Raw genomic sequence first — 20,492 nt, forward strand, 5'->3', positions numbered from 1 at the left:
GCCTGCGGCAGCGGCGCGCCGCCCCCGCCATGCGGTGCGCCGCCCGCCTGGGGATTGCCACCGCCGCCGTGCTGGGGCGGACCGCCGGCCTGGCCCTCGTGACCCGGCGGCGGACCGCCGCGGTGGTGGCCGCCGTCATTCCATCCGCGCGGAGGGGCGTGGCGCCAGCCGGGGCCGTCGTCCCAGTAGCGTCCGGGGCCGGGGTAATAGCCGCCGCCGCCGTAATAGCCGCCCTGGACCACGACGCCGGGCTGCACCACCGGGCCGCCGTATCCGTAGGCATCGTAACCGGGCTCGCCGTACGGGGCGGGATAGCCACCGTACGTAGGACCATCGGGATAGGCTGCGCAGCCGCCGAGCAACAGCGCAGACGAGAAAACAAGCAATCCAGCGACTTTCATGACCGTTGAGTGTTTCGTTGCAAGCATGTTTCATGAGACATCAGCGCGACGCCAATGTCCCTAAGAACTTTGTAAGGTTTTATGACGGCCGTTGCACTTTTTCGCACACCGGAGCGTCAGGCCGGCGCCTTGCTTGTTGTCCTTTGCGCAACGGACTTTCGCTCATAGCCGGCTTTTTAAGAGATGGACGATTCCGTACTATTCGTAGCGTCGATAAGTGGGCGATCTGCCCGCTCCGGCATCCAATGAAGGTAGTCCCATGAGAAAGAGAATATCGACCTACTGGCCTCTCGCGGTGTTGGTACTCGCCGCGCTGACCGTTTGCATGCACGCGCAGGAGCGCGAGTCCGCCGCCGTCCGTCACAAGCAGCCGGGCGTCGCGAGCGTGAGCGCGGAGTTGGCCCGCGCCATTTCCTACGGTCTCGTCGAATCGGACGAAGCAGCGCCCGCTGTCGGCCCGGCCTCGCGCGCGCTCTGACCGCATCTGACTGCTCTGACCGTCCACGCGGCGCACAAAAAATGGCGTCTTTCATGCGAAAGACGCCATCTGTGTTTCTAGCGATCGCGCGATAACGCCGCTTACTTCAGCACGCTGGCCACCGCGTTGGCGACGACATCCAGATTGCGCGTGTTCAGCGCGGCCACGCAGATGCGGCCCGTGCTCACTGCATAGATGCCGAACTCTTCGCGCAGGCGGTCGACCTGAGCGGCGGTCAGCCCGGAGTAGGAGAACATGCCGCGCTGCTTGTCGACGAACGAAAAGTCACGGTCCACGCCCGCCGCCTTCAGACGTTGCACGAGGCCGTTGCGCATCGCGCGAATGCGCTCGCGCATCTCGCCGAGTTCCTGCTCCCACGTCGCGCGCAGTTCGGGCGATGCCAGCACGGCCGCGACGATCGAGCCGCCGTGCGTCGGCGGGTTCGAATAGTTGGTGCGGATCACGCGCTTCAGTTGCGACAGCACGCGCGCCGATTCTTCCTTGCTCGCGGTGATGATGCTCAACGCGCCGACGCGCTCGCCGTACAGCGAGAACGACTTCGAGAACGACGACGACACGAAGACGTTCAGTCCGGCCGCGGCGAAGAGGCGCACGGCGGCGGCATCCGCCTCGATGCTTTCGCCGAAACCCTGATAGGCAATGTCGAGGAACGGTACCAGATTGCGCGCCTTCACCACTTCCACGACCTGCGCCCACTGCGCGTCGGTCAGATCGACGCCCGTGGGGTTATGGCAGCACGCGTGCAGCACGACCATCGTGCCCGCCGCATAGCCGTTGAGCGCGGCCAGCATGCCTTCGAAGTTCACGCCGTGCGTCGCGGCGTCGTAGTACGGATAGTTGACGACCTCGAAGCCCGCGCCTTCGAACAGCGCGCGATGGTTTTCCCAGCTCGGATCGCTGATCGCGACGATCGCATTCGGGTTCATGCGTTTCAGGAAGTCCGCGCCGATCTTCAGCGCGCCCGTGCCGCCGAGCGCCTGCGCCGTGACGACGCGGCCGTCTGCGATCAGCGGCGAGTCCTTGCCGAGCAACAGCGATTGCACGGCGGCGTCATACGCGGCGATGCCGTCGATCGGCAAATAACCACGCGGCAGCGCAGCCTCGATGCGAGCTTTTTCCGCCTCGCGCACGGCGCGCAGCAGCGGAATCTTGCCTTCTTCATTCGTGTACACGCCGACGCCGAGATTGACTTTGGTCGGGCGCGGATCGGCGTTGAAGGCTTCGTTGAGGCCCAGAATCGGGTCGCGGGGGGCGAGTTCGACGGCAGAAAAAAGGGACATGATCTATCGGCAGTGTGGAAAGGACAGGCTGCGGCAAATGCGGACGGCGGTCGCGCGGTGACGAATGCGGCGCGTGGACGTCGACGGCGGTGCGCGGTTCAAAGAACGCTCACGTGCCGTTCAGTCCAGTCGCACATTGTATCCAATCCGTCGCATCTTTTCGGCGCGCAGTGGCGAGAACGCGCGTGCTTTTTACCGGTTCAGTCGCAAGGCGCCCGACGAGCGCGGAGAAAGCGCTTGAGTTCGCCCGGACGAGCCCAATGTGCCTTTTCATGCGCGTCATTCCGACGCCTTTTCGCACTCGTCCGGGCGCAGCGCCAGTTTTGCGGCAGCCGCTAGAATAGGTGTTTGTCCCGGCGAAGACTCCGTTTCCCATGTCCGATACCCTCATCGAAGCGCCCGACGCACTGGACGAGTCGAAGTTCGTCACCTTCGACGGCTCGCCGTTTCAGCTCTATCAACCGTATCCGCCCGCCGGCGACCAGCCCGCCGCGATTGCGACGCTCGTCGAAGGCGTCGAGGACGGCCTCTCGTTCCAGACGCTGCTCGGCGTCACGGGCTCGGGCAAGACCTTCACGATGGCCAATGTCATCGCGCGGCTCGGCCGGCCGGCCATCGTCTTCGCGCCGAACAAGACGCTCGCCGCGCAGTTGTATGCGGAGTTCCGCGAGTTCTTCCCGCGCAACGCGGTGGAGTACTTCGTCTCGTACTACGACTACTACCAGCCGGAAGCGTACGTGCCGCAGCGCGATCTTTTCATCGAGAAAGATTCGTCGATCAACGAGCACATCGAGCAGATGCGGCTCTCGGCCACCAAGAGCCTGCTGGAGCGGCGCGACGTGGTGATCGTCGCGACGGTGTCGGCGATCTACGGTATCGGTAATCCGTCTGAATATCACAGGATGATTCTGACGCTGCGCACGGGCGACAAGCTCGGCCAGCGGGACATCATCGCGCGGCTGATCGCGATGCAGTACAACCGCAACGAAGCGGACTTTCAGCGCGGCACGTTCCGCGTGCGCGGCGACACCATCGACATCTTTCCCGCGGAACATGCCGAAATGGCGGTGCGCGTCGAGCTTTTCGACGACGAGATCGAGGCGATGCAGCTCTTCGATCCGCTCACCGGCCGCGTGCGCAACAAGATTCCGCGCTTCACCGTGTATCCGTCGTCGCATTACGTGACGCCGCGCGACACCGTGATGCGCGCCATCGAGACGATCAAGGAAGAACTGCGCGACCGGCTGGAGTTTTTTCACCGCGAGGGCAAGCTCGTCGAGGCGCAGCGACTCGAACAGCGCACGCGTTTCGATCTGGAAATGCTTCAGGAGCTCGGATTCTGCAAGGGCATCGAGAACTACTCGCGGCACTTCTCGGGCGCCGCGCCCGGCGAGCCGCCGCCGACGCTCGTCGATTACTTGCCGCCCGACGCGCTGATGCTGCTGGACGAATCGCACGTGCTGATCGGCCAGTTGAACGGCATGTACAACGGCGACCGCGCACGCAAGGAGAACCTCGTCGATTACGGCTTTCGCATGCCGTCCGCGCTCGATAACCGGCCGCTCAAGTTCAACGAGTTCGAGCGCAAGATGCGTCAGGCGATTTTCGTTTCCGCGACGCCCGCCGACTACGAGCAGAAGAAGGCAGGGCAAGTCGCCGAGCAGCTCGTGCGCCCCACCGGCCTCGTCGATCCGGAAATCGAAGTGCGGCCCGCGCGCTCGCAGGTTGACGACGTGCTCTCGGAAATCAACGCGCGCGTGGCCGCAGGGGAGCGCGTGCTCGTCACCGTGCTGACCAAGCGCATGGCGGAACAGCTGACCGAATTCCTCTCGGATCACGGCGTGAAGGTGCGCTATCTGCATAGCGACATCGATACGGTGGAACGCGTCGAGATCATCCGCGATCTTCGGCTCGGCACCTTCGACGTGCTCGTCGGCATCAACTTGCTGCGCGAGGGGCTCGATATCCCCGAAGTGTCGCTCGTCGCGATTCTCGACGCCGACAAGGAAGGCTTCCTGCGCGCCGAGCGTTCGCTGATCCAGACCATCGGCCGCGCGGCGCGCAACGTGAACGGCAAGGCGATTCTCTATGCCGACAACATGACCGACTCGATGAAGCGCGCCATCGACGAAACCGAGCGGCGGCGCGCGAAGCAGATCGCGCATAACCAGGCGATGGGCATCACGCCGCGCGGCGTGGAAAAGCGCATCAAGGACATCATCGACGGCGTCTACAGCGCGGACGAAGCGCGCGCCGAGCTGAAGGAAGCGCAGGCGCGCGCCAAGTTCGAGGACATGAGCGAGAAGCAGATCGCGAAGGAAATCAAGCGCCTCGAAAAGCAGATGATGGATCACGCCAAGAACCTCGAATTCGAGAAGGCGGCGCAGACCCGCGACCAATTGGCGCTCCTGCGCCAGCGCGTGTTCGGCGCGAACGTGGGCGATCACGTAAGCGGAATCGACGGCAAATGAGCGACCGGGAAGGCGGCGAACTGGAATTCGCCGCCTTTCGGCACCGTCCGTGAAAGCCGGCCGACAGCCGAAAAGCCTTACCAGCGTTAGTCTCATTCACTCCGTCAAATTGTTCGCCGCATCAAACGATGCTAAACTGACAAACATTGAGAATGGTTCGCATTAACGTTACGCCGCCACCCGTCCGGGTCACGGAAAACAGAGATGCAGCCGTCTCGTGGCAAGGCCGCGCGAAGCAACGCCGCACGCGCCGACCGATAACAAGAAAGGAGTGTGTTTGATGGTTTCAACGTTGACGCGCGGCCTCGTCGCCGCCGCTGGTCTCACGGCGATGATGGCGGCCTCGGCTGCCGAATATCCGATCGGCAAGCAGCACATCGAAGGCGGCATGGAAACGGGGGCCGTCTATCTCCAGCCGATCACGATGGCGCCGGAAGGCATGATGCGCAAGGCGTCGGATTCGGACATCCATCTGGAAGCCGACATCCACGCGGTCAAGAACAATCCGACCGGTTTCGCGGAAGGCGACTGGATGCCGTACCTCAACGTCACGTACGAACTGAGCAAGGTCGGCACGACGCAGACGATCAAGGGCGACCTGATGCCGATGGTGGCGAGCGACGGCCCGCACTACGGCGACAACGTGAAGCTGTTCGGGCCGGGCAAGTATCACCTGAAGCTGCATATCGCGCCGCCGTCGGAGACCGGCCACATGGCGTTCGGCCGTCACACCGACAAGGAAACGGGCGTCGGCGCGTGGTTCAAGCCGTTCACGGTGGAGTACGACTTCCCGTTCGCGGGCATCGGCAAGAAGGGCGGCTACTAAGCAGTTTCAAGCAGTTCGCTCGATTTGCGCGCCTGGCGTTTCGGTGAAGCGGGCGCGTGCATCTTCGGGAAGAAAGAATGAACTCGAAAATTCAGGCAGTCGCGCTCGCGCTGTCCGTGATGGTCGGCACGGCGAGCGCGGCCGATCTGCCGACGTTCAAGCTGGAAATGAACGACGGCAAGCTCAACCCGGCGCGCATCGAGGTGCCGGCGGGACAGCGCATCAAGATCGAAGTGCATAACGTGGGCAAGGGCGCGGCCGAGTTCGAAAGCGTGCAGCTGCGTAAAGAGAAAGTGCTGGCGCCGGGCGCGGATTCGTTCGTGGTAATCGCGCCTCTCGATCCGGGCGAGTACAAGTTCTTCGACGATTTTCATCAGACGGCGCAAGGCGTGATCGTCGCAAAGTGATGATTGAGCCGCGCGGCGCTTCACGATAGGCATCGCGCGGCCGATAAAGCAGAACGGGCAGGGAGTTTCGATATGGGGCAGGTACTTTTCATCGTGTGGCGGGAAAGCGTCGAGGCGCTTCTCGTCGTCGGCATTCTGTACGCGTGGCTCAAGAACGGCGATCATCAGGCGCGTCGGGGCCTGCCTTATCTGTGGTTCGGCGTCGTGGCGGGATTGCTCGCGGCGGTCGGTCTCGGGGCAGCGTTGATCGGCTTCACCGAAGTGCTGTCCGGCAATGCTCAAGACTACTTTCAGACAGCGATGGTGCTCGTCGCGTGCGTGCTGATCGTGCAAATGGTGCTGTGGATGAAGCGCCACGGACGCACGCTCAAGCGCGACATGGAAACGTCGCTGCAAAAGACCACGCAGGACGGCCACTGGTGGGGCATCGCGCTGCTCGTGGCGCTCGCCATCGCGCGTGAAGGCAGCGAAACCGCCGTGTTCCTGTACGGCGTCGGCTTCGGGCAATCCGGGCACGTCGCGGCTTCGCAGTACGCAGCCATCATCATCGGATTTGGACTCGCGCTCCTGACCTTCTACGTGCTTCAGCTCGGCGGCAAGGTGTTCTCGTGGCGCGCATTCTTCCGCGTCACCGAAATCATGCTGCTGTTCCTCGCCGCGGGTCTGTTCGAGACAGGCGTCGACAAGCTGATCGACATGGAAGTGCTGCCCGTCATCGTCAATCAGATGTGGAACACGTCTGCGATTCTCGACGACTCCAGCACCTTCGGCTCGCTCGTCGCGACGCTCACGGGGTATCGCGCGCATCCGGCGGGCATGAACATCGTCGCGTATGCGGTGTACTGGATCGTCATCTATCTCCTGTTACGCCGCTCGAATAGCCAGATGGCGCAAAAACAGAAGGCGGCCGGACGCCCGGCATGAGCTCCTCGATGCAACAAAGCGTGCAGCCCGATACGCAGGCCCAGAGCCGGCTCCAGCAAGCCGGCCACTGGATGCAACGGCACGGCAGCGTGATCCGCGGAATTCAGTGGGTCGTCGTTGCCGTGTATGCGTTTCTGATCATCGTTCCGGCCGTGCTGCCGCTGCCCGACGGCTCCGCGCATCTCTGGAACAACCTGACGCTCGCGGCGCAGTTCGTGTTCTGGGGCATCTGGTGGCCGTTCGTGCTGCTGTCGATGGTCATGCTTGGCCGCGTGTGGTGCGGCGTGCTGTGTCCGGAAGGCGCGCTTACCGAATTCGCGAGCCGCTTCGGCCGCGGGCGCGCGATTCCGCACTGGATGCGCTGGGGCGGCTGGCCGTTCGTGGCGTTCGGACTCACGACCATCTACGGCCAGATGGTCAGCGTCTATCAATATCCGAAGGCCGTGCTGCTCGTGCTCGGCGGCTCGACGGTCGCGGCGATCATCATCGGCTTGCTGTACGGCCGGGAAAAGCGCGTGTGGTGCAAGTATCTGTGCCCGGTCAACGGCGTGTTCTCGCTGCTCGCGCGTCTTGCGCCGTTCCACTACAAGGTCAGCGAAGACGCGTGGCGCCGCTCGTACAAGCAGGGCGAACACGGCCATCGCGTCATTCCGATCAACTGCGCGCCGCTCGTGCCGCTGCGAAACATGAAGGGCGCCGCGGACTGCCATATGTGCGGGCGTTGCAGCGGCCATCGCGATGCGATCGCGCTGACGTGGCGCTCGCCCGCCGAGGAAGTCGTGAAGCTCGGCGACAAGGCGGCGAATCCGTGGGACACGGCGCTGATTCTCTACGGCCTGCTCGGCATTGCCATCGGCGCGTTCCACTGGACGGTGAGCACGTGGTTCGTCGATCTGAAGCAGTTTTTCGCGGGCTGGCTGATCGATCACAACATCCTCTGGCCGCTCGACACCAACGCGCCGTGGTTCCTGTTCACGCACTATCCGGATCAGAACGACGTCTTCTCGTGGCTCGACGGCACGATGGTCGTCGGCTACATCCTTGCGACGGCGCTCGTCTATGGCACGGCGCTGCTCGCGCTCATCGCAATGGGCGCGCGCATGCTCGGGAAGCTGAACGCGATGCGCGTGCATCATCTGACGCTCGCGCTGATTCCGATTGCGGGCGTCGGCGTGTTCCTCGGTCTTTCGGCGACCACGGTTTCGCTTCTGCGCGCCGAGCACGTGCCGTTGTGGTGGGTCGCGGACTTGCGGCTCGCGCTCCTGGCCATCGCGAATGTGTGGAGCGCGTGGCTCGCGTGGCGCGTGAGCGGGCGCTATGCGTCGACGCCTGGCCCCCGGCTCCTTTCGATGATATGGTTGATCGCGGCGCTGGCCGTGGTGGACAGCGCCTGGTACCTGATGTTCTGGGGCTTTTCCCGATAACGCCAGCACGCGAGGGCGCGCCAAGTGAGAACGAAACCCGCACTGACCGACGATGACGTGTTAGCCATGGCCGCCGCCGCCGAAGCGCACGCGAAGCATCACAACTGGAACGTGACCATCGCCATCGTCGATGACGGCGGGCATCTGCTGCATCTGCACCGGCTCGAAGGAGCGGGCGCGAGCACGGTGGAAATGGCGACGGGCAAGGCGCGCACGGCCGTGCTCGGCCGCCGCGAGACGAAGGTCTACGAAGACACCATCAAGCAGGGGCGTACCGCGTTCCTCTCCGCGCCGATGACGGCCATGCTCGAAGGCGGCGTGCCGATTTTCGTCGGCACGGATATCGTCGGAGCGGTCGGCGTCTCGGGCGTGAAGTCGGATCAGGATGCGCAGGTCGCGCGCGCGGGTATCGCGGCGCTGGGAATCGAGAACGTCTGAATCGACGGCCATCGCAGATAGAAAAACGGCGCGCTCTCGCAAGAGAGCGCGCCGTTTGTTTGAAGCGTTGGAGCGGCAAAAAAAACGGCTTCGCTGGCTATCGACGACTGGCTGGTGTTTGCACGAAGGGGTCTAAATTCTCGCGTGCAAGTCGTCCTTGCTGGCTAAGGCCAAACACCTCTTGGCGAGGTGGTCCCCACAATACCCGGTACGTCCTGCTGTTCTTTCGCGCTACTTCGTCAGGATGAGCTTGCCCAGACGCGTGGCGCGCAATTGATACGTTTCCCCGTTATGCACGATGGCGACATGACTGCGGCCTTGCAACAGCGCGTCGCTGCGCAGCGACCGTTCGCCGTTGGCATCGTTGGCCGAGACGCGCTCCGTCGTTTCTGCCGCAGTCTTCGGGCGGGTGATCGCCGCGTCGCGAGCAAGCGGGCGGCGCAGCCTGAGCGTGGAGGATCGCAGCGTGTCGGTCATGTTGTCGGTTGTAGGTGCCGTCGTTGATTCGATGGATCGATAGTAAATGATAACCATTCCTATTTGCAACTAAGGCTTTTCGATGGGAACGCGGCGTTCGATAGCCGCGCTTCATCCATCATGCGTCAATGCAGCGGACTTTCGCCCGTGCGCCCGTGCGCGTACTGACGAATGAGCCGCACGGTGTCGATATCCGACTCGCGATACGCCGATTTCACGATTTCCTGCGTCTGCCGCTCGTCGGGCGTGGAGTTCTCGCTCTCGGGCAGCGTCGTGCTGTAGGTAAAGCGCAGGAAAAGCTGCATGGCGTCGGGCTGCTCGATAGCCATCGTGAGCGAGCCGCCGACGTGTTCGGCAGTCGGCAGGATGTCGTAGCGCACGCTGTTATGCGGATCGAGCGTCACGCGGTCTCGCACCACGGCCTGACCATAGTGCAGCTCGCGCTCCATCACATCGCCTTCGCGGAAGAGGATCGCGCAGCTATCGAGGCCCAGCACGAAAAGCTGCGGCTGTTCCGCGCGCAGCACGAGGCCTTCCCACAGCTGCTCGCGCGTCAGTGAGTCGACGAGCGGGTTCGTCGGATCGTTAATCTGGATCAGGTGTTCGAAATTCAAGACGACGTTTCCTTGGACGTTCGTGACGCCCAGTCACACCGGTTCGGCGGGAATGAGCCCCGAGTCGATGCGAACGGCACCGACGAGAACCTTGTGCATCGGGCAGGCATTGGCAATTTGCAAGAGACGTTCCCGTTGCGTTTGGTCGAGCGGGCCGTCCAGCGAGATGCGGCGGTCGATCACGGTGCCGTCCGCCGAGGTGTTCATCGACAGTTCGACGCGCAGTGACGTGAGCGGCCAACCCTTGCGCTTCGCGTACATGCGCAGCGTGATGGACGTGCATGCGCCGAGGCTCGACAAGAGGAGCGACGAAGGCTGCGGCGCCGAATCGGCACCGCCGAGACTGGCCGGCTCGTCGGCGAACCACGTATGCGTGCCGTCTTCGAGGCGGGTTTCGTAATCGGCGCTGCCGATGGTGGCGGTCACGACGGGAGCGGACATGCGCGTTTCCTCGGATGTATCAATGACGAACGGACAGCGTGACGACAGACGAGCGCGAAAAAAACGGCGCCGGCCGAACGGTCATTGTGACGCAATGTACCCGTTCTTGCCGCGCCGTCGCGCATTATTTCAACACTACGATACGCCCGCTCAGTGCGTGATCGCGCCCATGCGGCCCGCCTGAAAGTCGATCACGGCCTGACGAATCTCGTCTTCCGTGTTCATCACGAACGGGCCATAGCGCACGACCGGCTCCTTCAGCGGCACGCCGCCGAACAGCAGCACTTCAGCGGGCTCGTCTCCTGCGGCGAGCGTGATCGTATCGGCGTCGTCGCGGAAGATGATCATCTGCTGCGCGCGCACCGGCTGGCGCTGCGGACCGTACAACGCGGTGCCCGACAGGCTGTACGCGAAGACGCGGAAATCGCGCGGCACGCGATGCTCGATAGTCGCGCCCGGTTGCAGCGAGAAGTGCTGATAAAGGATGGGCGTGCGCGTTTCAATCGCGGCCTTCACGCCGAGCGCTTCGCCCGCGATCACCTTCACGCGCACCTTGCCGTCCTCGCTCGTCGCCACAGGTATGCGCTCGGACGGGATCTCCTGATAATGCGGCGCGACCATCTTGTCGCGCTTGGGCAGGTTCACCCACAGTTGCAGCCCGTGCACGCGGCCGCCGCGCTGCGCGAACGCTTCGCCCGGCATTTCGCTATGCACGACGCCCGCGCCGGCGGTCATCCATTGCACGTCGCCCGGACGCAGCGTGCCGGAATGCCCGGCCGAATCCTTGTGGCCGAACTCGCCTTCGAGCATGTACGTCACCGTTTCGAAGCCGCGATGCGGGTGATCCGGCGCGCCTTTCGCCTCGCCCGGCGCGTAGTCGACCGGGCCCATCTCGTCGAGCAGCAGGAACGGATCGAAGTCCATCAGAAGGCGCGTCGGAAACGGGCGATGCACGACGAATCCGCCGCCTTCGACGGTGCGCATGGCAGGAATGATGCTCGAAATAGTGCGGCTCATGATGTTTGCCTCGCTTCGCCATTAGGGGAATAGCGATAAATGTGAAACACGAAGCTATTATATGAGCCGTATTTGTGGGTAAAAGACGCCGCAGCGCAATGGATTGTCCTGCTGCGATAAACAAACCGGCCTCGCGCCGGCGACAACAGCCAAAGCCGCACACGCCATGACATCCGACTCGCACGATCTCAACGATCTGATGTACTTCTCGCACGTAGTCGAACACGGCGGCTTTTCCGCAGCCGAGCGCGTGCTGGGCATTTCGAAGTCGCGGCTGTCGCGGCGCGTGTCGGAACTAGAGGCGTCGCTCGGAGTACGGCTCTTGCAGCGTTCCACGCGCAAGCTCGCGCTAACCGAAGCAGGACAACTCTTCTACCAGCATTGCCAGGCGATGCTCGCCGAGGCGCAGGCCGCCGTCAATGTCGTGCAGAGCCTGCGCAATTCGCCGCGCGGCACCGTGCGCGTGAGCGTGCCCGTGACCATCGCGCAGACGTTCCTTGCGGCCGTCATGCCCGACTTCATGCATCGCTACCCGGAAGTGCGCGTCGTGTTGCGCGTGACGAACCGCGTCGTGGATCTGTTCGAGGACGCCATCGACGTCGCGCTGCGCGTGCGCTCCGAGCCGCCCGCGAGCTCGAACGTCGTCGCGCGGCCGCTGTGGCGCACGCAGCAGATGCTCGTTGCCGCGCCCTCGCTGCTCAAGCCCAACGCGCCGCCGATGAGCGTCGCGGACCTCGCGCAGTACGACACGCTCGACATGCCATCGGCGGACGGGCGGCACGTGTATCGCCTCATCGCGCCCGACGGCACGCGTCACGAATTCGAGCACGAACCACGGCTCGTGACGGCCGACCTTTCGATGATTCGCGAAGCCGTAATGCGCGGCGTCGGCATCGCAGCGTTGCCCGAGATGATGTACGGCGCGCCGCTCCGAAGCGGGCAACTCTCGCCCGTGATGCCCGGCTGGACGTTTCCGACGCCGCAGCTTTACGCCGTGTTCCTGTCGCGGCAGGGCATGGTTCCGGCCATTCGCGCGTTCGTCGATTTTCTCGTCGAATGCATCGACGATGGCAAGCGCTTTCCGGGCGAGTGCCCGGTGATCGAGCCAGCCGAGCAGGAAACGGTTTAGCATCGCTTCAGACATTGAAGCACGCGCTTGCGATGCAGAGATTCAATCGCGCCAAATCTTGTACGGCAAAATCGGCGGCGTTATATTGGGATCTCTTTCGCTAAGGAGCTTCTTATGCGAAAACTGACGGCTACTTTGATAGTTAGCCTGATAGGGCTGATCGCGCTGTCCGTGTCGACCACGGCTGCCGCATGTGACGGTTCTGGCGGCTCAGGGTATTCGAGCCCGAAGTAATCGTCTCGCCCGAATGCGCCGAGTGCGCACGAAAAAAGGCCTTCATCTGACGATGAAGGCCTTTTACTTTGCTACATGCTTCCCGACATCTACTTCGCCGCCTTCGGCTGCGTCACGAAGCCGATTTTCGATAAGCCGCCCGCCTGCGCGGCGGACATCACATCGGCGACGCGCTCATACGATACCTTGCGATCCGCGCGCAGGTGCAATTCCGGCTGCGGCGCCTCTTTCGACGCCTGCGCGATGCGCGCGTCGAGCGCCGCGTCGTCGATCTTCTGGTCGTTCCAGAGAATCGTGCCGTCGGCCTGAATCGCGACCTCCACGTGCGCGGGCTTTTCGTCCTGCGGCTGGCTGCTCGCGTGCGGCAGGTCGATCTTCACCGCGTGATGCATCGCGGGAATGGTCACCAGAAAAATGATGAGGAGAACGAGCATGACGTCGACGAGCGGCGTCATGTTGATTTCGCTCATCATGCCGTCGTCTTCGTCGCCGGCGAATGGGCTCATGGCCATGCGAACCTCCGTTTAGCTCGCGCGCGTCGCAAGACGCAGGCTGTCGGATTGCGCAGCCGTCGCGCGCTTGGTCGACGACAGCTTCGAGCCCGTGACGAAGAACGCGTGCAGGCCGTGCGCGAAGCGGTTCAGCTTGGTCACGATGCTCTTGTTCGCGCGGGTGAGGGCGTTGTAGCCGAGCACCGCCGGTATCGCGACGAACAGGCCGAACGCGGTCATGATGAGCGATTCGCCGACCGGGCCCGCGACCTGATCGATCGACGTTTGCCCCGTCGCACCGATGGTCAGCAGCGCGTGATAAATGCCCCACACCGTGCCGAACAGTCCGACGAACGGCGACGTGCTGCCGATCGACGCCAGCACCGCGAGCCCCGCCTGCATCCGGCCGACGCTTTCGTCCATCACGTCCTTCAGGCAGCGCGTGATCCAGTCGGAGACATCCATGCGATCGTGCAGATGCGGCTGCGTCTGGTGATGATGGTCCGCCGCTTCCTGGCCGGCGAGCGCGAGCGCGAGGAACGGGTTGTCCGCTGCGCTCGACGACTGCGCGCCCAGTTTCTGGATGCCGTCGTTGAAATCGTCGGAATGCCAGAACGCCTGCTCTGCGTTCTTCGTCAGGCGCTTGAGCCGCACGACGTTCCACGCCTTCACGACGATCACCGTCCACGAGAGTACCGACATGATGACGAGCGCGAGCGCGATGCCGCGCGTCACGAAATCGCCCTGCGCCCAGACGTGCGCAATTCCGTAGTTTTGCATTGCTGTTTCCTTGTTTCCAAAAAACCGGTCAGTCGTTCAGGCTGAATACGAACGGGACGGTGGCCGTGGCGCGGATCGCCTCGCCATTTTCCTTGTAGGGTGTGCATGCGCTGGAACGAACGGCGTCGAGCGCGGCGTCGTCGAGGCGCGAGGAGCCGCTGCTTTTTTGCAGCGTTACGTTTTCGATCTTGCCCGACAGGCCGACTGTCAGCTTGACCAGCGCCGTGCCCGTCTCGCCCCGGCGGCGCGACATGGCAGGATAGTCCGGCTGCGCGATATTGCACGACAGGCGCGCGACGTTCTTCGGCGCGGCGAGGTCCATCGTTGGCTTTCCGATGGCGGGCGCGGCGGGCGCGGGCGCGGCAGGCGCGGGCGCGGGCGGCGGCGGAGCGGGGGGAGCCGGCGGCGTCGGCTCGGGCGCGGGCGGCGCAATCGGCGACGGCGCTGGCGTGACCGGCATCGGCGCGGGCTTCGGCTCGGCCTTGGGCTTGATTTTCGGCTGCGGCTTCGGCTGCGGGACGGGTTTCGGCGGCTGAGGCGTCGGCGGGGACTGGACGGCAACCGGCTGGGGCGCGGGCTGCGGGGTCTCGCTGATCAACTGCGCGGTGATCGCCTTGGCTTCGACGGGGCGCGGCGGCGCTTCGTGCCGCATCGTCAGCGCGACGCCGAGGAGCGCCGCATGGATCGCAAGCACCAGCGCGCACGCGGCCAGCAAGCGAGGATTGATGCTCAATGACGACGCAGGCGAAAAGGCGGCGGAAGACGTGGTCGGGGACTGCATTCTTAGCGTTATTCGAGAGTCTGCTTGCCTGACGGCTCATGACACTGACATCCCGAACATAAGCTGGCCCGAAAAGCGAAGGGCGAAGTCATCGACGAAATATCAGCAGCGAAATAAATAGCGTGGCCACGAAACCGATCAGCAATTCCATCGTTCTCTCCGGCACAGGACTGACGGCTTGCAGAAGGTACCCCGGTTGGCTTCGGCGCGGCGCAACCGGATGGCGCGGCCGGTGGCGCGGATGCGTCAGGCCGCCTGGCGTTCGTAGAAGGTGACCGGTGCTGCCTGCACGCCGCAATGCGAGGCGCAGACGCCGCTTTGCGCCATCACATCGCGCACGCTCTCTTCGCACTTCCCACAGCACATGGCGACGCCGAGTTCGAACTGGAGCTCGTCGAAGGTATCGACGCCCTCCGCGATGGCGGCGCGAATCTTTCTGTCGGACACTGACTTGCAGACACAGACGATCATGATTGTTCGCGATAGCTTCCGTTAATGCGAATTATTATCATTCAGTGTCGCGTCCTTGGCAAGCGAGGAGCGGGGATTTTTGTAACTGCGTGCGTGAGCGAGCCGGCTTTTCCAGCGGAGCCTTGCGTGGCGGGGCAATGCGGCGGCCTGCGACGCCGAGGCGAGCGAAGAACCCCTCGCGCGGTGTGGTGATTAAGCGGTCGGAATAACGACGTGCCGCACATCTGCCTGGATTTGCAGCAAGGAGGCGGCGAGTTGCCGCTGCGGTTCGCCGTCGGCGGTGGAGTAGAAAAGCGGGGTCGTCGACACCGAAGCATCAGCGTTTCGGAGTCCGCTCGCGTCGAGCAGACGTTCGAGCTGCCGCGCGACCGCGACGCTCGTATCGACGATATGCAGCCGCTCGCCTGCAATCTCGCGGATGGCGCGGTCGAGGAAAGGGTAGTGCGTGCAGCCGAGCACGAGGGTGTCGGCGCCTGCGTCGAGCATCGGTTTGAGATAGCTTTCGAGCAGCGCCATGAGTTCGGGCGATGACGTGTCGCACCGCTCCACCGCCTGCACCAGCCCGTGCCCCGGCTGGCAGATGAAGCGGCAATTGCCGGCATAGCGGTCCAGAAGCGACTGAAAGCGCGCGCTTCGCAGCGTCGCCTGCGTGGCCAGCACGCCGACCACGCCGGTTTTCGACACCGCCGCGGCCGGCTTCACGCCGGGCTCGACGCCGACGAGCGGAATCGCCAGCCGCTCGCGCACATGCGCGATGGATTGCGCGGTCGCCGTGTTGCATGCGACGACGAGCGCCTTCACGCCCTGTCCGACGAGCCATTCGCCAATGGCCGTGGTGCGCCCGGTGATGAATGTGTCGTCGCGCTCGCCGTAGGGCGCGTGCAGCGAGTCCGCCACGTAGATCAGCCGCTCGTGCGGCAACAGCGCGCGCACCGCGCGCAACACGGACAGACCGCCCAGACCGGAATCGAAGATGCCGACGGGCGCGTCTGCGCCGGCCGGCGCGCGTACGTTCGTGGCGGGGGAGGATGCGACGACAGCGGACATCGGTTGAAACGGCTTATTGCTCGCCCATCATGCTCTGCTGATAGTTCTGGATGCCGACCTTGTCGATCAGATCCAGTTGCGTTTCCAGCCAGTCGATGTGCTCTTCGGTGTCGTTCAGAATCTTGTCGAAGATATCGCGCGAAACGTAGTCCCGCACGGACTCGCAATACGCCATGGCTTCCTTGCAGGTGGACTGCGAAATCTGTTCGAGCTTCAGATCGCACTCGATGATTTCCTTGGTCTCTTCGCCGATCAGGAGCTTGTGCAGGTCCTGCAGGTTCGGCAAGCCGTCAAGCATGAACACGCGCTGGATCAGCCAGTCGGCATGCTTCATCTCGCCGATGGACTCGTCATATTCGTGCTTGTTCAACTGCTCGAGGCCCCAGTGCTTGTACATCCGGGCGTGGAGGAAGTATTGATTGATCGCGGTCAGTTCGTTCTTCAACTGCGCGTTCAGATATTCGATGACTTTCGCGTCGCCTTTCATGGGTGTCCTTGTTCCGGGCGTGTGAGCATGGGGGAAAGATAAACCTTGGGACTGGGGCCTGCCAAGGTTGAGAGGGAATTTTTTGTCGCGGCCGAGAATGAGAATGGAAGGCGCTATCGGCAAATGCGGCTTCCAAAGAAAAGCCGGGCGCGCGGCCCGGCTTTCCGACCGCGCCGCGCAGGTCATGCGCGATGCGGTCCGCGTCTCATGCTCACGCCGTCGCGACCGGAATCTTGCCGATCTTCGCCTGCCATTCGGCGGGGCCGGTCTTGTGAACCGACGTTCCGTTCGAATCGACCGCGACCGTGACCGGCATGTCCTTTACGTCGAACTCATAAATGGCTTCCATGCCGAGGTCTTCGAACGCGAGCACCTTAGCCTCGCGGATCGCCTTCGACACGAGGTACGCCGCGCCGCCGACCGCCATCAGATACGCGGCCTTGTGCTTCTTGATCGCCTCGATGGCGACCGGACCGCGCTCGGCCTTGCCGATCATCGAGATCAGGCCGGTCTGCGCAAGCATCATTTCCGTGAACTTGTCCATGCGCGTGGCTGTCGTCGGGCCTGCCGGACCCACCGCTTCGTCGCGCACCGGATCGACCGGGCCGACGTAATAGATCACGCGGTTCGTGAAATCGACCGGCAGCTTCTCACCCTTGGCGAGCATGTCGGCGATGCGCTTGTGCGCGGCGTCGCGGCCCGTCAGCATCTTGCCCGACAGCAAGAGCGTCTGGCCCGGCTTCCACGAGGCGACTTCTTCCGGCGTCAGCGTGTTGAGGTCGACGCGCTGGCTCGTCTCGGTGTTCGGCTGCCACGTGACCTTCGGCCACGCGTCGAGCGGCGGGGCGTCGAGCTTGGCGGCGCCCGAGCCGTCGAGCGTGAAGTGCGCGTGGCGGGTCGCCGCGCAGTTCGGGATGATCGCGATGGGCTTGCTCGCCGCATGCGTCGGCGCGGCCATGATCTTGACGTCGAGCACGGTCGACAAGCCACCGAGACCCTGCGCGCCGATACCGAGCGCGTTCACCTTCTCGTGCAATTCGACGCGCAGTTCTTCGATCCAGTCCTGCGGCCCGCGGGCGATGATGTCCTGAATGTCGATGGGGTCCATCAGCGATTCCTTCGCCATCACCATCGCCTTTTCAGCCGTGCCGCCGATGCCGATGCCGAGCATGCCCGGCGGGCACCAGCCGGCACCCATCGTCGGCACCGTCTTGAGCACCCAGTCGACGATCGAATCGGACGGATTGAGCATCGCGAACTTCGACTTGTTCTCCGAGCCGCCGCCCTTCGCCGCGACCTGAACATCGACCTTGTCGCCCGGCACGATCTCATAATGGATCACGGCCGGCGTGTTGTCCTTCGTGTTCTTGCGCGCGCCTTCGGGCGGGCTCACGATCGACGCGCGCAGCACGTTGTCGGGGTTCAGATAGCCGCGGCGCACGCCTTCGTTGATCATGTCGGTGACGCCCATCGTCGCGCCGTCCCATCGCACGTCCATGCCCACCTTCACGAACACCGTGACGATGCCCGTGTCCTGACAGATCGGGCGCTTTCCTTCGGCGCACATGCGGCTGTTGGTCAGGATCTGCGCGATGGCGTCCTTCGCGGCCGGGCTTTCCTCCAGCTCATAGGCGCGGCCGAGCGCCTGAATATAGTCGAGCGGATGGTAGTAGCTGATGTACTGCAGAGAATCGGCGATGCTCTGGATCAGGTCTTCTTGCTTGATGACGGTCATGGCTTGGGCTCTGGGGACGAAAGACTGCGTGCGTTCTCTTCGACGCTCTATTCGACTGCGCTGCGGGCTGTCGCGCTTCGGGGCGACGCGTTGATGTTCGTTGGGGCGACGCTGTGGAAATGCCGCGGATGCGTATGCGTGGTCAACCGGTCGACATAGGCCATGACGAGCGCGGACACGAGGAACGCGACGTGAATCACGACTTGCCACAGCACCGTATGGAACGTGTGCTGATCCGGATTGATGAAGGTCTTCAGCAGATGAATCGACGAGATGCTGATGAGCGCCATCGAGAGCTTCACTTTCAGCACGCCCGCATTGACGTGATCGAGCCACTCGGGCTCGTCGGGATGGCCTTCCACGCCGAGACGCGACACGAACGTTTCGTATCCGCCGACGATCACCATGATGAGCAGGTTCGAGATCATCACCACGTCGATCAGGCCGAGCACGACCAGCATGACGTTGGTTTCGTCGAGCGTCATCGCGTGCGTGACGAGATGCCAGACTTCCTTCAGGAACAGGACGACGTAGACGCCCTGCGCGATGATAAGTCCGAGATAGAGCGGTACCTGAAGCCAGCGGCTCATGAAGATGAATCTGGGCAGCGCCTTCATCGTGCCGGGGCGAGCGGGCGAGTCGGGGAAGTGCTTCTGAGCGGACATGGGCGGCGTGTCGGTCGGGCGGCGGAGAATAGGGGCGCTAAAGAGGGCGCTAAAAAGGTCGCACGGGCGGTGCCGCGGCGTTCCGCGGGCGCCAAGGGCGCGGCTCATGCGGGAAAGCCCGGTATTGTAGCGTGTCGCCGCGCGAGGCTGCCTGAACGCAGCGGCAAGCACTGTTGTGCCAATTGAATGGAATGCGCGCCTACGTGCCGCCACGTGCCGCCACGTGCCGCTACACGTTGCTTTCGCGGCTGCCACGCTCGTCACGCGGCGCGGGCGCGCGGCGCTTGAGGCTTGCGAGGACGATGCCCGCCATCACGCACGCGAGCGCGATGCCATGCGCGAGCGTCGGCCGCTCTCCGAGGAACGCGATGCCGTAGAGCGCCGCCGCGATCGGCAGGACGGCGGAGAATACGCCCGCGAGGCTGCCCGCGACGTGGCGTATGCCTTTCATCCAGAGCCAGAAGGAGAAGACGCTCGCCGAAAGCGCATACCATCCGACGAGCGCCCACGTCACCGCGTCGACGCCGCGCCATTCGAACGCGAGCGCGGTCGGCAGGCCGAGCGGCAACATCAGCAGAAAGCCTAAGCCGTGCGTGTACGCGCAGATGTCGATGGCGGGCAGCGTCTGCGTCAGCCGCCGCGACAAGATCACATAGAGCGATTCGCAGCAGACCGCGCCGACCACCATCAGATTGCCCGCGAGCGACCCGCCGCCGTGATCGCCGCCGCCGCTCTGGGCGACGTTGATGACGACGACGCCGACGACCGCCAGCGCGATCGAGGCGAACGCTCGTCCGCCCGGTTTTTCCTTGAGAAAGAGCCAGGCGAAGAGCGCGACGACGGCGGGCATGGTGCTCGTGATGACGCCCGCCGCGACCGCGCTCGTGCGCGCGACGCCGTTCAGCATCAGCAGCGTGAAGCCGAACGTGCCGAAGAGCGCCTGCAAGAAGAGGTTGATCCACTCGGCGCGCGCCACGCGCTTCATCTTCGACGGACGCAACAGCGGCCAGAGCACCGCCAGCGCGATGACGAAGCGCAGCAGCGCGAAGAGCGGCACCGGCACGAACGCGACGATCGACTTGCCGATGCCGACGTTGCTTCCGACAAGCAGCATCGACGCGATGAGATAGAGGGCGTAGCGATTCAAGCTGTGATTTCGGCGTCGAGCGCACGACAAGCGCGCGGCGAGTTCAGTTAGGATTGTGGGGACGCATTGTAGAAGCCGCGCCGACTCCGTGTATACCCCGTGCCGCAGCCGTCGGCCGCGTAAGAAGCGGGTAAGTTGCGCGGCATATCTTGATCTTCATGCAGGCTGCAATGAGTCGGCAAGCGCGTTTCGCAAACGGAGCGCGCTGGCAAGGTTGCAAGTGGCCGGTAATCCGCGAGACGGCGAACCGGTCGACAGGAGACAGGGTTCGGCGAGAACGCCCGCGCGCGTGACGCTTTCGAACCT

At 63.8% G+C, this 20,492-nt stretch carries 23 protein-coding genes; 8 read left to right on the top strand and 15 right to left on the bottom strand.

From position 1 onward, the window contains the following. Positions 1 to 401: hypothetical protein (locus NCR37_RS04965; RefSeq protein WP_250472034.1), on the bottom strand; the 401-nt coding region annotated here is incomplete at its 3' end. A gap of 259 nt (positions 402 to 660) precedes the next feature. On the opposite strand from NCR37_RS04965, the gene NCR37_RS04970 reads away from it, so the two are divergent. Continuing rightward, positions 661 to 879 carry a hypothetical protein gene (locus NCR37_RS04970; protein WP_250472035.1) on the top strand — a complete coding sequence of 73 codons (219 nt, stop codon included), beginning with the start codon at positions 661 to 663 and terminating at the stop codon, positions 877 to 879. 101 nt (positions 880 to 980) lie between these two features. On the opposite strand, the gene NCR37_RS04975 is transcribed toward NCR37_RS04970, so the two are convergent. Next, positions 981 to 2,180, bottom strand: coding sequence for an amino acid aminotransferase (locus NCR37_RS04975; protein WP_250472036.1), 1,200 nt, complete (start codon positions 2,178 to 2,180; stop codon positions 981 to 983). Positions 2,181 to 2,554: 374 nt separating this feature from the next. Here NCR37_RS04975 and uvrB point away from each other — a divergent pair, with 374 nt between their 5' ends. The 6 genes from uvrB (at position 2,555) to NCR37_RS05005 (ending at position 8,670) form a co-directional block, all read left to right on the top strand. Then, positions 2,555 to 4,651 carry an excinuclease ABC subunit UvrB gene (gene uvrB / locus NCR37_RS04980; protein WP_250472037.1) on the top strand — a complete coding sequence of 699 codons (2,097 nt, stop codon included), beginning with the start codon at positions 2,555 to 2,557 and terminating at the stop codon, positions 4,649 to 4,651. A 280-nt stretch (positions 4,652 to 4,931) separates the two neighbouring features. Next, positions 4,932 to 5,477 carry an iron transporter gene (locus NCR37_RS04985; RefSeq protein ID WP_502800046.1) on the top strand — a complete coding sequence of 182 codons (546 nt, stop codon included), beginning with the start codon at positions 4,932 to 4,934 and terminating at the stop codon, positions 5,475 to 5,477. Positions 5,478 to 5,554: 77 nt separating this feature from the next. Continuing rightward, positions 5,555 to 5,884, top strand: coding sequence for a cupredoxin domain-containing protein (locus NCR37_RS04990; protein ID WP_250472039.1), 330 nt, complete (start codon positions 5,555 to 5,557; stop codon positions 5,882 to 5,884). A 72-nt stretch (positions 5,885 to 5,956) separates the two neighbouring features. Beyond that, positions 5,957 to 6,808, top strand: coding sequence for an FTR1 family iron permease (locus NCR37_RS04995; protein WP_250472040.1), 852 nt, complete (start codon positions 5,957 to 5,959; stop codon positions 6,806 to 6,808). A gap of 71 nt (positions 6,809 to 6,879) precedes the next feature. After that, on the top strand, positions 6,880 to 8,232 hold the full coding sequence (locus NCR37_RS05000) for a 4Fe-4S binding protein (RefSeq protein WP_250472234.1): 1,353 nt from the start codon (positions 6,880 to 6,882) through the stop codon (positions 8,230 to 8,232). A 24-nt stretch (positions 8,233 to 8,256) separates the two neighbouring features. Next, complete coding sequence (locus NCR37_RS05005; protein WP_250472041.1) at positions 8,257 to 8,670, top strand: GlcG/HbpS family heme-binding protein; 414 nt, start codon at positions 8,257 to 8,259, stop codon at positions 8,668 to 8,670. A 231-nt stretch (positions 8,671 to 8,901) separates the two neighbouring features. Here the strand turns inward: NCR37_RS05005 and hemP are convergent, their stop codons facing one another. From hemP to NCR37_RS05025, 4 genes are all read right to left on the bottom strand, one after another. Beyond that, positions 8,902 to 9,147 (bottom strand): hemin uptake protein HemP, encoded by a 246-nt coding sequence (gene hemP / locus NCR37_RS05010; RefSeq protein ID WP_250472042.1) that lies wholly within the window; start codon positions 9,145 to 9,147, stop codon positions 8,902 to 8,904. Positions 9,148 to 9,272: 125 nt separating this feature from the next. Further along, entirely contained in the window at positions 9,273 to 9,761 is a 489-nt protein-coding gene (locus tag NCR37_RS05015) for an SRPBCC family protein (RefSeq protein WP_244848375.1), read from the bottom strand. Positions 9,762 to 9,794: 33 nt separating this feature from the next. Then, positions 9,795 to 10,202, bottom strand: coding sequence for an OsmC family protein (locus NCR37_RS05020; protein WP_250472043.1), 408 nt, complete (start codon positions 10,200 to 10,202; stop codon positions 9,795 to 9,797). A gap of 150 nt (positions 10,203 to 10,352) precedes the next feature. Then, positions 10,353 to 11,219: a pirin family protein gene (locus NCR37_RS05025; protein ID WP_250472044.1), complete on the bottom strand. Its 867-nt coding sequence runs from the start codon at positions 11,217 to 11,219 to the stop codon at positions 10,353 to 10,355. A gap of 166 nt (positions 11,220 to 11,385) precedes the next feature. Between NCR37_RS05025 and NCR37_RS05030 the strand changes: the two genes are divergently transcribed. After that, positions 11,386 to 12,348 carry a LysR family transcriptional regulator gene (locus tag NCR37_RS05030; protein WP_250472045.1) on the top strand — a complete coding sequence of 321 codons (963 nt, stop codon included), beginning with the start codon at positions 11,386 to 11,388 and terminating at the stop codon, positions 12,346 to 12,348. A gap of 323 nt (positions 12,349 to 12,671) precedes the next feature. Here NCR37_RS05030 and NCR37_RS05035 read toward each other — a convergent pair whose 3' ends face one another. The 9 genes from NCR37_RS05035 to NCR37_RS05075 all read right to left on the bottom strand — a co-directional run bounded on the left by NCR37_RS05035 (position 12,672) and on the right by NCR37_RS05075 (position 20,186). Beyond that, on the bottom strand, positions 12,672 to 13,094 hold the full coding sequence (locus tag NCR37_RS05035; protein ID WP_250472046.1) for an ExbD/TolR family protein: 423 nt from the start codon (positions 13,092 to 13,094) through the stop codon (positions 12,672 to 12,674). Positions 13,095 to 13,106: 12 nt separating this feature from the next. Further along, the gene (locus NCR37_RS05040; RefSeq protein WP_250472047.1) at positions 13,107 to 13,853 is read right to left on the bottom strand and encodes a MotA/TolQ/ExbB proton channel family protein; all 747 of its coding nucleotides are present in this window, start codon (positions 13,851 to 13,853) and stop codon (positions 13,107 to 13,109) included. A 28-nt stretch (positions 13,854 to 13,881) separates the two neighbouring features. Further along, complete coding sequence (locus NCR37_RS05045; protein ID WP_250472048.1) at positions 13,882 to 14,634, bottom strand: energy transducer TonB; 753 nt, start codon at positions 14,632 to 14,634, stop codon at positions 13,882 to 13,884. A 246-nt stretch (positions 14,635 to 14,880) separates the two neighbouring features. Further along, the gene (locus NCR37_RS05050; RefSeq protein ID WP_244848381.1) at positions 14,881 to 15,105 is read right to left on the bottom strand and encodes a (2Fe-2S)-binding protein; all 225 of its coding nucleotides are present in this window, start codon (positions 15,103 to 15,105) and stop codon (positions 14,881 to 14,883) included. A gap of 192 nt (positions 15,106 to 15,297) precedes the next feature. Beyond that, positions 15,298 to 16,152: a glutamate racemase gene (gene murI / locus NCR37_RS05055; protein WP_250472049.1), complete on the bottom strand. Its 855-nt coding sequence runs from the start codon at positions 16,150 to 16,152 to the stop codon at positions 15,298 to 15,300. Between the two features lie 13 nt (positions 16,153 to 16,165). Beyond that, on the bottom strand, positions 16,166 to 16,639 hold the full coding sequence (gene bfr / locus NCR37_RS05060) for a bacterioferritin (protein WP_244848383.1): 474 nt from the start codon (positions 16,637 to 16,639) through the stop codon (positions 16,166 to 16,168). Between the two features lie 211 nt (positions 16,640 to 16,850). Beyond that, positions 16,851 to 18,374, bottom strand: coding sequence for a fumarate hydratase (locus tag NCR37_RS05065; protein WP_250472050.1), 1,524 nt, complete (start codon positions 18,372 to 18,374; stop codon positions 16,851 to 16,853). A 47-nt stretch (positions 18,375 to 18,421) separates the two neighbouring features. After that, positions 18,422 to 19,039 (bottom strand): TIGR00645 family protein, encoded by a 618-nt coding sequence (locus NCR37_RS05070; protein WP_250472051.1) that lies wholly within the window; start codon positions 19,037 to 19,039, stop codon positions 18,422 to 18,424. 229 nt (positions 19,040 to 19,268) lie between these two features. Next, on the bottom strand, positions 19,269 to 20,186 hold the full coding sequence (locus NCR37_RS05075) for a DMT family transporter (RefSeq protein ID WP_250472052.1): 918 nt from the start codon (positions 20,184 to 20,186) through the stop codon (positions 19,269 to 19,271). Positions 20,187 to 20,492: the final 306 nt, after the last annotated feature.

The organism is Caballeronia sp. GAFFF1 (assembly GCF_023630705.1).
Lineage (GTDB): Bacteria > Pseudomonadota > Gammaproteobacteria > Burkholderiales > Burkholderiaceae > Caballeronia.

Coding starts and splice junctions, on each gene's coding strand:
- NCR37_RS04970 (WP_250472035.1), top strand. CDS start 661: ATGAGAAAGAGAATATCGACCTACTGGCCTCTCGCGGTGTTGGTACTC.
- NCR37_RS04975 (WP_250472036.1), bottom strand. CDS start 2,180: ATGTCCCTTTTTTCTGCCGTCGAACTCGCCCCCCGCGACCCGATTCTG.
- uvrB (WP_250472037.1), top strand. CDS start 2,555: ATGTCCGATACCCTCATCGAAGCGCCCGACGCACTGGACGAGTCGAAG.
- NCR37_RS04985 (WP_502800046.1), top strand. CDS start 4,932: ATGGTTTCAACGTTGACGCGCGGCCTCGTCGCCGCCGCTGGTCTCACG.
- NCR37_RS04990 (WP_250472039.1), top strand. CDS start 5,555: ATGAACTCGAAAATTCAGGCAGTCGCGCTCGCGCTGTCCGTGATGGTC.
- NCR37_RS04995 (WP_250472040.1), top strand. CDS start 5,957: ATGGGGCAGGTACTTTTCATCGTGTGGCGGGAAAGCGTCGAGGCGCTT.
- NCR37_RS05000 (WP_250472234.1), top strand. CDS start 6,880: ATGCAACGGCACGGCAGCGTGATCCGCGGAATTCAGTGGGTCGTCGTT.
- hemP (WP_250472042.1), bottom strand. CDS start 9,147: ATGACCGACACGCTGCGATCCTCCACGCTCAGGCTGCGCCGCCCGCTT.
- NCR37_RS05020 (WP_250472043.1), bottom strand. CDS start 10,202: ATGTCCGCTCCCGTCGTGACCGCCACCATCGGCAGCGCCGATTACGAA.
- NCR37_RS05025 (WP_250472044.1), bottom strand. CDS start 11,219: ATGAGCCGCACTATTTCGAGCATCATTCCTGCCATGCGCACCGTCGAA.
- NCR37_RS05030 (WP_250472045.1), top strand. CDS start 11,386: ATGACATCCGACTCGCACGATCTCAACGATCTGATGTACTTCTCGCAC.
- NCR37_RS05035 (WP_250472046.1), bottom strand. CDS start 13,094: ATGGCCATGAGCCCATTCGCCGGCGACGAAGACGACGGCATGATGAGC.
- NCR37_RS05040 (WP_250472047.1), bottom strand. CDS start 13,853: ATGCAAAACTACGGAATTGCGCACGTCTGGGCGCAGGGCGATTTCGTG.
- NCR37_RS05045 (WP_250472048.1), bottom strand. CDS start 14,634: ATGCAGTCCCCGACCACGTCTTCCGCCGCCTTTTCGCCTGCGTCGTCA.
- NCR37_RS05050 (WP_244848381.1), bottom strand. CDS start 15,105: ATGATCGTCTGTGTCTGCAAGTCAGTGTCCGACAGAAAGATTCGCGCC.
- murI (WP_250472049.1), bottom strand. CDS start 16,152: ATGTCCGCTGTCGTCGCATCCTCCCCCGCCACGAACGTACGCGCGCCG.
- bfr (WP_244848383.1), bottom strand. CDS start 16,639: ATGAAAGGCGACGCGAAAGTCATCGAATATCTGAACGCGCAGTTGAAG.
- NCR37_RS05065 (WP_250472050.1), bottom strand. CDS start 18,374: ATGACCGTCATCAAGCAAGAAGACCTGATCCAGAGCATCGCCGATTCT.
- NCR37_RS05070 (WP_250472051.1), bottom strand. CDS start 19,039: ATGTCCGCTCAGAAGCACTTCCCCGACTCGCCCGCTCGCCCCGGCACG.